The 11,617-nt window shown below is 42.4% G+C and carries 7 protein-coding genes; 1 reads left to right on the plus strand and 6 read right to left on the minus strand.

Features of this window, described 5'->3' with window-relative positions; all coding sequences use genetic code 11:
• The first annotated feature begins 156 nt into the window (after positions 1–156).
• Positions 157–3,795 (plus strand): glycosyl hydrolase 2 galactose-binding domain-containing protein, encoded by a 3,639-nt coding sequence (locus LO761_RS11560; RefSeq protein ID WP_272818438.1) that lies wholly within the window; start codon positions 157–159, stop codon positions 3,793–3,795.
• A 295-nt stretch (positions 3,796–4,090) separates the two neighbouring features.
• Here the strand turns inward: LO761_RS11560 and LO761_RS11565 are convergent, their stop codons facing one another.
• From LO761_RS11565 to ilvD, 6 genes are all read right to left on the minus strand, one after another.
• Positions 4,091–5,029 (minus strand): cation diffusion facilitator family transporter, encoded by a 939-nt coding sequence (locus tag LO761_RS11565; protein ID WP_272818439.1) that lies wholly within the window; start codon positions 5,027–5,029, stop codon positions 4,091–4,093.
• 115 nt (positions 5,030–5,144) lie between these two features.
• Complete coding sequence (gene ilvC / locus LO761_RS11570) at positions 5,145–6,188, minus strand: ketol-acid reductoisomerase (RefSeq protein ID WP_272818440.1); 1,044 nt, start codon at positions 6,186–6,188, stop codon at positions 5,145–5,147.
• 71 nt (positions 6,189–6,259) lie between these two features.
• Positions 6,260–7,009, minus strand: coding sequence for an acyl-[acyl-carrier-protein] thioesterase (locus LO761_RS11575; RefSeq protein ID WP_272818441.1), 750 nt, complete (start codon positions 7,007–7,009; stop codon positions 6,260–6,262).
• Complete coding sequence (gene ilvN, locus LO761_RS11580) at positions 6,997–7,578, minus strand: acetolactate synthase small subunit (RefSeq protein WP_272818442.1); 582 nt, start codon at positions 7,576–7,578, stop codon at positions 6,997–6,999. The genes LO761_RS11575 and ilvN overlap by 13 nt, the downstream gene beginning before the upstream one ends.
• 8 nt (positions 7,579–7,586) lie before the next feature.
• Positions 7,587–9,287: a biosynthetic-type acetolactate synthase large subunit gene (gene ilvB / locus LO761_RS11585; protein WP_272818443.1), complete on the minus strand. Its 1,701-nt coding sequence runs from the start codon at positions 9,285–9,287 to the stop codon at positions 7,587–7,589.
• A 19-nt stretch (positions 9,288–9,306) separates the two neighbouring features.
• The gene (gene ilvD, locus LO761_RS11590; RefSeq protein ID WP_272818444.1) at positions 9,307–11,112 is read right to left on the minus strand and encodes a dihydroxy-acid dehydratase; all 1,806 of its coding nucleotides are present in this window, start codon (positions 11,110–11,112) and stop codon (positions 9,307–9,309) included.
• Positions 11,113–11,617 lie beyond the last annotated feature (505 nt).

Consider the following 11,617-nt stretch of genomic DNA (forward strand, 5'->3'; position numbering starts at 1 on the left):
TATATTGCGACATAAAGATAGGTATTTGTCACAATAACCGGAAGAATTTACTTCATAAATTCAAAAAAAGTCCAATTACATTAAGCAAATCAATTTAATTCTTTATCTTAGCGAGATTAAAAATACATGAAGTGCAACCCTGTTAAATATCCTAATATGAACATAGCTAAAACATTCCTATCACATAAGCAAATGCTTATAACAACTAATTTTCTTATATTTTGTTCTCTGCCACTCACTTTTCAAAGTTGTAAGGATGGAGCTGAATCTGCCCATTCCGACTATTATACACAAGGTATAGGAATATATCCCGGTGCTCCTTCCGAGAATTTTGCGCCAAACATGGTGAAAGATAACGAATACAGAAACATTGCTCTTCATCGGGCAGCTTATAGCTCGAATAGTTATGATTATAATCTGACAGCCCAGCTTATAACCGACGGATATATTGACAACCATGCTCCCAATTATCTTGAGGTTACCACGTCCGGCGGTACGGTTCCTCGCCGTGAACGGGAATGGGCAATTGACGGTGGTCCGTTCTCCAGAAACATTCTGAGAGGTGATGATACCTATATCCAATATCATTGGACCGGAGAAGTGATTCACGGAAAGCGTCTCTCTATTTCCGGAGATGTAGCATATAATGAAGTTGCTGCCAAAAACGGATACGAGATTACCGCGCTTGCGTCAAAAGATGGAAAAAATTGGGATACCATTGGCCAGCTGAAAGGTAAATTACCGGGCGAAGCAATAAAATATAAGGTATCCAGCGACCCCAATAAAAATAACTATGAAGACAACGACCATTCATTATCCGCCCGAACGTTCAATATAGATATGGACCTGAATACCGATGAACCTTTCGCTTACTTCCGACTGAATTTTAAGATGGATGGCGCAAAGTATTGGATGGATAAGGAGAATAAGTTCTTCGATAAAGACGGAGAAGCCATAACAGTTATGCCCGCTCAAGTGTTTAGCAGCGCATGGATGAATGCGGAAGGCGATGAACAGTGGGTCTGTATTGATCTTGGCACAAAAGCAAAATTTGACAGAATCAAATTGTTCTGGCTATGCAAGCCAAATAACGGCACAATCCAAACATCGGATGACGCGAAAACATGGAAAGATATCGCGACTTTACCTAACGACTCTACGCTGAACCAAGACATTAAAGTAAAAGGAAAGGCTCGTTATATCCGACTGGCATTGCAAGAATCACGTCAGGCAGGAGAATACATCCTAAGTGAGATGGAAATTTGGGGAAAAGGCGGATTAGTTGCCCAACCTGCTCCTGTCAAAGGCTTGGAAGATGGAAAATATTTCTTGAGCGGTGGTGATTGGAAACTCTGTCGATCTACTGATGTGAAAGCCACCGGTGAGGAAATCTCAACCGATAAATACGACACCGGCAAATGGATTACCGCTACTGTTCCGGGAACGGTACTCTCTTCTTTTATTAACATTGGCGCCATACCCAACCCGAACTACGCCGACAATGTTTCTCTTATCTCCGAATCTTATTTTAATGAAGATTTTTGGTATCGGAATACGTTTGAAATCCCAACAGAATACAAAGGAAAGGATATCAGTTTGAACTTTGACGGCATTAATTGGAAAGCTAATATCTACTTGAACGGGGTTAAATTGGATGATATATCCGGAGCTTTTATTCGGGGGAAATACATCATCAACAATTTACTGAAAGAAGGGAAGAATACACTTGCCGTACAGATTATTCATAACGCGCATTACGGAGCAGTAAAAGAAAAATACACCATGAATACCGATTTTAACGGCGGTATCCTCGGTGCCGATAATCCTACCTTCCACGCGTCTATCGGTTGGGATTGGATTACTACTGTTCGTGGACGTAATATGGGTATTTGGAATAATGTTTATCTTGAAGCGTCGGGGAAAGTTACCATTCAAGACCCATTGGTTACTACCAAGTTGGCATTACCCGATACATTGGCTGCCATCACTCCTTCTGTATTTGTTGTCAACCATTCTGCCGACACGCTGCAAGGTAAGCTGAGCGGTTATATCGGAAACATCAAGTTTGAAAAGCCGATAGAAATGCTCCCGAACAGCCATGAGGAAGTTCGATTCTTACCCGATGAGTTTACTCAATTGAAGGATCAACGAATGAATTTGTGGTGGCCGAACGGATACGGCACTCCCTATTTATATGACGCGGGATTCACTATCACTGTCGGTGACGCAGTTTCTGATGAGATTCATTATAAGGCCGGCATCCGCCAGATGAGTTATAAAGACGAGAATACCCAACTAAAACTTTATGTAAACGGAAGACGCTTTATTCCGTTGGGGGGCAATTGGGGATTCAGTGAGCATAATCTGAACTACCGTGCAAGAGAATATGATATTGCCGTCCGCTATCACAAAGAAATGAACTTCAACATGATTCGAAATTGGGTTGGTATGATTGGCGATGAGCCGTTCTACGAGGCATGCGATAAATACGGCATTATGATTTGGCAAGACTTCTGGTTGGCTAATCCGGTGGACGGGCCTAACCCATACGATGAAACCATGTTCATGACCAATGCCAACGATTACGTGAAGCGAATTCGCAACCATGCCAGCATCGGACTGTATTGCGGACGAAATGAAGGTTATCCGACTCCTACGTTAGATAAGGCGTTCCGTGAGTATGTCGACGCATGGAATCCGGGAATCGTTTATATATCCAGCTCTGCCGATGACGGTGTGAGCGGACACGGACCTTACCGTGCTTTAGCTCCAAAAGATTATTTCAGCATCGTTCCTGTTAAGTTCCATTCAGAAAGAGGTATGCCGAATGTAATGACTATCGAGAGTCTCACTCGTACCCTTTCGCCTGACGCGCTTTGGCCGCAAAACGATCAGTGGGGCAAACACGATTATACCATGGAAGGAGCACAACGGGGACAGACATTCAACGCATTAGTAGAAAACGGATTCGGAAAATCCAATTCCGCCAAACAGTTTACGGAATTAGCTCAATGGGTGAACTACAACGGATACCGTGCCATGTATGAATCGTCGAACGTCAACCGATTGGGATTGGTTATCTGGATGAGCCATTCTTGCTGGCCAAGCATGACATGGTGCACATACGATTACTATTTCGAGCCGACAGGCGCGTATTTCGGCTCCAAAAAAGCTTGCGAGCCATTGCATATCCAATGGAACGAACAAACCGATTCGGTGGAAGTTGTCAACCTCGCGGCAGGAAATCAAACAAACTTGAAGGCAGAAATGACCATCCGCAACATCAATGGCGAAGAAGTAAGCAGTATATCCGTCGACCCGTTTGATATTAAAGAGGATGCCACTATTCCTGTGTTTGCTGTAGGCAGTTGGGAATATCTGACTCAAGATGAGAATCTGAAAAACGCTGAGTTGTTGTTTGTCGACCTGAAACTTTATAATTCGCACCATGAAGTTATATCTGACAACTTCTACTTGAAGGGTAAGGAATATGGCAATTATCAGGCACTGAATAAATTGGCTAAAGTGAAGTTAAATACTGCTTTCACTCCAAACAAAGACGATAACCAATGGAACGGAACGGTTACTATAGAAAATACAACGAAAGTTCCTGCCATGATGATTCGTTTGAATTTACAAGGCGCTGACGGCGAACAGATTCTGCCTGTTATATATAGTGATAATTACTTCAGTATTATGCCGAGAGAGAAGAAAGAAGTCGCCATTCGGTGGAAAGATGAGGATACTCGCGGACAACAACCTAAACTTGTTGTCACCGGTTTCAACGTGGAATAATCGTTCATCATAATAAAGATGGAAAGGCAGCTCGAAAGGGTTGCCTTTCTTCTTAGCACGTCGGAAATTCCCGACGACAGTACTTTTTTGAAAGAAAATGCACTATCCCACACCAGGACGACACTTAAACGAAAGAAAATGCACTGTCCCACACCGAGACAATGCTTTTACGGAAGAAAACAAAGTCAGACATAATGACAAAGCGACTCCCTCATGCGTATGAGTGGTTAAAATAATACGCGTCACTTGACTAACTCATGCGCATGATATGAATTACTGCCGCTTATCAAAACAATTACCATTCTCCATTTGCCGGCTTACCTTCTTTGTATTCTCCGTCAATTTTCACCGGTTCCACATGAAGTCCGATATGCGTATATTCCCCAAAACGCTCTTTCAGTCGACGCTCTATATTAGTAGCATGCACGTGCGATTCGTATAGCGAAATATTCCCCGGCATTCGGACATGCATCTCAATAGCTATTTGGTTCCCTATCTGACGGGTTTGAAGATGATGCACATCACTTACCGAAGGTTCCTTCTCCACTATGGTGATAATCTCTTGTTCCTCTTCCTTCGGAAGACTTTTCTCGAGCAGCTCATCCGATGATTTACGAATCATCCGCCAAGCAACTTTAATAATAAAGAAACTAACGACTACGGCAGCAATCGGGTCGAGCACTTTCCATTTATTCCCTAAAATAATAGCTCCGCCAATACCGATAGCCGTTCCAACAGATGAAAGAGCATCGCTACGATGATGCCACGCGTTAGCTACCACAGCCTCCGAATTAACTTTCTTCCCGGCTCTCACGGTAAACCGATATGCCCACTCTTTCATAATTATACTCACAACAGCCGCGACCAACGCAATAATTCCCGGAGAAGAAACGGTATTGCCCCGAAGTACATCAATAATCTTTGCCGCGCCATTATAGAAAATCATAACACCCACCACAAAAAGCGCTAAGCCGATAAGAGATGTAGCTAACGTTTCATATTTTCCGTGTCCGTAATCATGGTCTTCATCTTGCGGTTTACTACTGATGTGGACAAATATCATGACTATCACATCGGTAACAAAATCGGATAAAGAATGCACGGCATCCGCTATCATGGCCGCCGATCCGCCTACTATTCCGGCCACAAACTTAAACACCAAAAGAAAGACGTTAATAATGCTTCCCCGCAGTGTGACTCTGACTATTCTTTTCTCGCGTTCTTTATTATCCATAATGAATGTAAAGGTAAGTGATTTATTGTCTCCTACAAACTATCGGTTAAAAATAAGCAAAAAAAAGAGGATACGCTTTACACCTATCCTCTCGCATTCCAATAGTATCGTTCTATTAGTTGTTTTCCGGACGGAGCTTACGAACAGTCTCCGCGGTACGCCACATTTCGCTGTTATGCATAGCCTCCAACTCTTTGTTCAGCTTCTCGCGATAATCGGGTTTTGAGTTAGAATCAATAGAAATCTGAGCCTCGTTACCTGTTTCAACACTGTGATACAACTTCTCCATCACCGGCTTGATAGCATCGTGGAACGGTCCCATCCAATCCAAGGCGCCACGTTGCGCGGTAGTAGAGCAATTAGCATACATCCAGTCCATACCTTTTGCCGCGAACAGAGGCATCAAGCTCTGAGTCAACTCTTCCACTGTCTCGTTGAATGCCTCGGAAGGAGTATGTCCATGCTCGCGTAATGTTTCATACTGAGCAGAAAGTAACCCCTGAATAGCCCCCATCAAAGAGCCGCGCTCGCCCGTCAAATCAGATACAGCCTCACGTTTAAATGTAGTCTCGAACAGGTAACCAGAACCGACACCGACACCAAGAGCCAAAGTCTTCTCTACGGCCTTACCGGTAGCATCCTGATAAACGGCATAAGATGAATTGATGCCACGACCCTCCATGAACATCGTACGAAGTGATGTACCCGATCCCTTAGGAGCAACCATAATTACATCAATATCCTTTGGAGGAACAACACCGGTGCGGTCGTTCCAATTGATAGCAAATCCATGAGAGAAGTAAAGCGTTTTAGGAGCCTTGATCAAGTCTTTGATTTGCGGCCATACCTGCATCTGTCCGGCATCAGAAAGCAACATGCAGATAATAGTTCCGCGCTTTACAGCCTCTTCAATAGAGAACAATGTCTCGCCCGGCTTCCATCCATCGGCAACAGCCTTATCGTATGTCTTGCCCTCACGCTGACCAACAATCACGTTAAAACCGTTATCACGCAAGTTACATGACTGTCCGGGGCCTTGAATACCATAACCAAGAATTGCAATTGTTTCATCTTTCAATACTTCACGCGCTTTTTCCAAAGGAAACTCTTCGCGGGTAACAATATTTTCTGTTACACCGCCAAAATTCAATTTTGCCATACTGTTTAATTTTTACGGACAACCCAAGGCTGTCCTATTGTTAATTATAATAATAACTCTCGTCGCGGAAACTACGCAAAGGTCACCTTACTGCGAACCACCATTTCATCTCCATTCTTTTTTACTTCTATATGATATTCATCCTCGCCGGCTTCATCGCAATAGAAACTTAACTCTTCATTGTAGTAACTTTCTGCGACATAAGCCATTTCAAACCGTTTTACCTGTTTCTTTTTAAAAATATCAATAGGAAAAATATCAAGAATATGCTCAATGTACTTGATACTGTTGACATGCCCGTTGATATCTATATCGCTGTACTTGCTAACCATCTTAGTCACCGGTTCCGTCGACTGAACTTTTATTCGCGTAGGCTTCTCTATCGGACAAACCTTATCGGCAGTAATATATTCAGCTATCTTTCCATCGTGCATGGCTACCAAATCTATTGGTTTACGACTCTCCATATCAATCATAGCCCAAACAGAACGTGCATAACCTAACGGCATTCCGTTCTTATTTAATATAGCAAAATTACGGTCGGTAAACAATCGATACACATTCTCCACCCATGTTTGTATGCTGAACTCTTCATCTTTCATAGGGAACTGCTCCATTTCAACAGCTAATCGAGAAAGGACCCACGTATAATGATGTTCGTTCAATTCGGAGATGCCAAAGCCTCTGTCGGCAGCATGAAATCCGGCCACGTTCAGCAAATGGTTTCCAAGTACACTCATCGTAAGTCTCCCCATAAAATCGACATGGAACGGTTCAGCGACGAACTTATACTCTCCTACTTTATTCTTTAATTCAGACATTGCTTTTTAGCTTTCTTCTCTTTTTTATATTTCTCTTCCCGCATAGAAAGATACTCATTAACCCGCTCAACACTGCCTGTAGTAATGGCGATTCTACCCGAACGGACAAACTGAAGAACCAGATTCATCTTACTCAAAGCATTATATAAAGAAGTTATTTCCTCATCCGTACCCGTCTTTTCCACCGTCAGAAACTTAGGATTCACCTCAACAATATGAGCCTGATAATGACGAATGGTCTTCGAAGCATCCGGATTATTTTCAAACTCAGGAGTAGAAAGCTTGTACAACGCTATCTCACGTTGATAAATATCATTATCTGTAAAATAGTTGGCCTGAATAACATCTATCTTCTTCTCTATCTGCTTTACAATTTTCTCAACCTCATCCTTCGTAGCCCACGCCGTGATAGTATATTTATGAACGCCTTTGATGGAAGAAGCGGACACATTCAAACTTTCAATATTTATCTGACGACGAGTGAACACAGCAGTAATCTGATTCAACAGGCCGGCAATATTCTCAGAGTGAACAATCAGTGTATATAATGTTTTATCTGTCTTATCCATATTACTTACTATTTAATTTCCAACAACATTTCATCAACCGACGCTCCCGGAGGAGTCATAGGCAATACGTTACCTTGTTCTATAACACAGGCCTCCAACAGGAATGGCCCGTCTGTATTCAACATCTCTTCAACGGCATCTTTCAAATCCTCCCGTTTTATAACACGACGGGAAGGTATATCGTATGCCGCAGCAATCTTCATATAATCCGGATTCATCATCGGAGTGAAAGAATAGCGGTGACCAAAGAACATTGCTTGCCACTGACGAACATTACCTAAAAAGTTATTATCCAGCACAATTATTTTTACCGGAGCTTTCTGTTCCATAATGGTACCCAATTCCTGAATATTCATTTGTAAGCCTCCATCGCCCATAAACGCGCAAACAGTTCTTTCGGGACGAGCAAACGTACAGCCCACCGCAGCAGGAAGACAAAAGCCCATCGTTCCCAAACCACCGGATGTAACTATACTCTGACGTTTTGCAAATTTAAAGTAACGAGCAGCCATCATCTGATTCTGACCGACATCGGAAACCATAATAGCATCGTGACGCACCGCTTCACTAACCGCGCTAATCACCTCACCCATATTCAAAGGTCCTTCGGTCGGGAATACTTCCTTCTTTATTACCTTATCATATTCTTTCTTCTCATAGGGTTTAAATCCTTCAATCCATTTAACATGCTCTGCTCTCTTAACCAAAGCAGTCAGCATAGGCAATGTCTTCTTGCAATCGCCTATAATCGGAATAGTAACGGGAACATTCTTATTAATCTCTGCCTTGTCGATATCCAAATGGATAATCTTCGCCTGCTTCGCATAAGTGGCAAGCTTGCCGGTAACACGGTCGTCAAAACGCATACCGATTGCAATCAGAACATCACACTTATTCGTCATGACATTTGGCCCGAGATTACCATGCATACCTAACATGCCTTTATTTAAAGGATGATCGGAAGGCAAGGCCGATAAACCTAATAAGGTACTGCCAAATGGAATATCCGCTTTCTCAAGGAAAATACGCAACTCTTCTGTCGCGTTACCCAGCTCAACTCCTTGCCCAACCAACGCAAAAGGTTTCTTTGCCTTATTGATTAACTCGGCAGCCTTTTTAATCTGCTCTTTATCAGGAGTAGGATAGGGATCATAACTACGAATAAAGTCGACCTCTGCAGGCTCGTACTCAAACATTTCCGTCTGCGCGTTTTTTGTAAAGTCGAGCACAACAGGCCCCGGACGTCCGCTCTTCGCAATATAAAACGCACGGGCAACTGCCCAAGGTACATCCTCTGCCCTACGAATTTGATAGCTCCACTTGGTAATAGGTTGTGTAACACCCACCAAGTCTACTTCCTGAAACGCGTCCGTTCCCATGAAAGGAGTCGCAACCTGCCCGGCAATGACAATAATAGGAGTACTATCAATCATTGCGTCGGCTATGCCTGTTAATGTATTTGTAGCCCCCGGACCACTGGTTACCAAACAAACACCGACTTGTCCAGATGTACGGGCAAAGCCCTCTGCCGCATGTGCCGCGGCCTGTTCATGACGCGCCAATATATGATGTAATGTAGCTTTATGAAAATAAAGCGCGTCAAACGTCGGCATAATAGCTCCACCGGGATACCCGAAAAGTGTCTTTACGCCGTTATACTCTAATGAACGTATCAGTGCCTCAGCTCCGGTTATAGTTTCTTTTGACATATTCTTAATTATAACATTATTAGTCCTTAATAACTCTTACACCACCTTTATCGGCTGAACTGACCGACGCGGCGTATGCTCTCAAACTCTTTGATACTACTCTGTTCCGAGTTACCGGAGTCATTGGTCGTTTAGCTAATTCCTCATCACTTAGCTTCACGTTGATTCTTCGGTTTGGAATATCAATCTCAATAATATCGCCATCAACCAACTTGCCAATGTTTCCACCGGCAGCAGCTTCCGGAGAGATGTGTCCGATGCTCAAGCCTGAAGTACCGCCACTGAAACGACCATCGGTAATTAAAGCACATTGCTTCCCCAAATGTTTTGACTTGATATAAGATGTAGGATAAAGCATCTCTTGCATACCCGGACCTCCTTTAGGACCTTCGTGAGTAATGACAACAACATCACCCGCAACAACTTTATCACTAAGGATTCCATCACAAGCTGACTCCTGTGAATCGAACACCTTAACCGGTCCGCTGAACTTCCAAATACTCTCATCAACTCCGGCTGTCTTAACAACACAACCATCTTGAGCTATATTCCCAAACAGTACTGCCAAGCCACCGTCCTTCGTGTATGCATGAGCTATATCCCGAATACAACCGTTAGTACGATCCGTGTCCAATGAATCATAAACACACGACTGACTACCCATTTGAGTACTAAACGTATGGGCCGGAGCAGAAGAATAAATCCGTTTAGCCTCCAAATCAACGGTTGAACCCGTAATATCATATTTCTTTAATTCCTCATCAAGTGTTCTGCCATCAACCCGTTTAACTTGAGTATGGAGCAAACCTCCTTTATTCAACTCATTCAATATACCAAGGATACCTCCCGCACGATTACATTCCTGAACACTGTACTTCTGAGTATTCGGAGCTAACTTACACAAACAAGGAACTTTACGACTTAGCACATCAATATCGCTCATTCTAAAATCGACCTCACCTTCCTGAGCGACAGCCAATAAATGAAGAATAGTATTCGTGCTACCCCCCATAGCAATATCCAGCGTCATGGCATTCAGGAAAGAATCACGCGTAGCAATGTTTCGTGGGAGCACACTGTCATCTCCTTCTTCATAATATTTCATTGCGTTTTTGACAATGAGATGAGCAGCATCTTTAAAAAGTTGAATTCTATTTGTATGAGTGGCAAGAATGGTTCCATTACCCGGAAGAGCCAAACCGACAGCCTCGGTTAATGAATTCATGGAATTAGCCGTAAACATACCGGAACAACACCCACAACCCGGACAGGAAACATTCTCAACTTCGGCAAGTTCCTCTTCACTGACAGAAGAGTCACCTCCTTTAATCATTGCAGTAATCAAATCGGCATTCTCATTTTTATATTGTCCGGCTTCCATTGGCCCGCCACTGCAAAAGACTGTCGGGATATTTAACCGCATAGCAGCCATCAACATCCCGGGAGTAACTTTATCACAGTTCGAAATGCAAATCATGGCATCGGCCTTATGAGCATTTACCATATACTCTACTGAATCGGCAATGATATCTCGCGAAGGAAGTGAATACAACATTCCATCATGTCCCATTGCTATACCATCATCAATAGCTATCGTATTAAATTCGGCAGCATAACAACCAAGACTTTCTATTTCTTTCTTTACTATTTGACCAATTTCGTGAAGATGTGTATGGCCGGGAACAAACTGCGTAAAAGAATTAACAATAGCTATAATTGGTTTCCCAAACATTTCACGCTTCATCCCATTGGCAACCCATAGAGCACGGGCACCTGCCATTCTCCGACCTTCTGTGCAAATTGCACTACGTAATGGATGTTTCATTTTCTATCTAATTTAATATCATTAAAAAAGCCTTCCTCTTTATGAGAAAGGCTTTATAAATATTACGTAAACTAATTATAATTTCTATATAAACTATACAGCCTTTCTCCTCCTCATGATAGAATCACCACGACGATTAGAATAATGTGCAACACTGTTAGAATATGTAGAGACCAATTAGCCATATACTTTCGTATTTCTATTACGGGCGCAAAGTTATAGGGTTCTTTTAGAAGAAACAAATTATTTGAAGAAAATTTTTATTTAAAATTGAAATTTGAAAGTTATTCAGGCAAAAAATCTACAATTTAATAGTTCTCAGACTTTTTTCTTTCTTTTAGCTACAATATTATTCTGCGGAATAAAGAAAAGAAAATATATGGGGCACAAAACGAAGCGTATATAACGATAAGTTCACTTAACCCCTTTGTTTTTAACACTTTCAGCCCAATTTTATAAGTTTACATTTTGGGGCAAAAAGTTTACATAGGTTTAATTTTGGTTT

It is taken from the genome of Phocaeicola oris (assembly GCF_021295095.1).
GTDB lineage: Bacteria > Bacteroidota > Bacteroidia > Bacteroidales > Bacteroidaceae > Phocaeicola > Phocaeicola oris.

Coding starts and splice junctions, on each gene's coding strand:
- LO761_RS11560 (WP_272818438.1), top strand. CDS start 157: ATGAACATAGCTAAAACATTCCTATCACATAAGCAAATGCTTATAACA.
- LO761_RS11565 (WP_272818439.1), bottom strand. CDS start 5,029: ATGGATAATAAAGAACGCGAGAAAAGAATAGTCAGAGTCACACTGCGG.
- ilvC (WP_272818440.1), bottom strand. CDS start 6,188: ATGGCAAAATTGAATTTTGGCGGTGTAACAGAAAATATTGTTACCCGC.
- LO761_RS11575 (WP_272818441.1), bottom strand. CDS start 7,009: ATGTCTGAATTAAAGAATAAAGTAGGAGAGTATAAGTTCGTCGCTGAA.
- ilvN (WP_272818442.1), bottom strand. CDS start 7,578: ATGGATAAGACAGATAAAACATTATATACACTGATTGTTCACTCTGAG.
- ilvB (WP_272818443.1), bottom strand. CDS start 9,287: ATGTCAAAAGAAACTATAACCGGAGCTGAGGCACTGATACGTTCATTA.
- ilvD (WP_272818444.1), bottom strand. CDS start 11,112: ATGAAACATCCATTACGTAGTGCAATTTGCACAGAAGGTCGGAGAATG.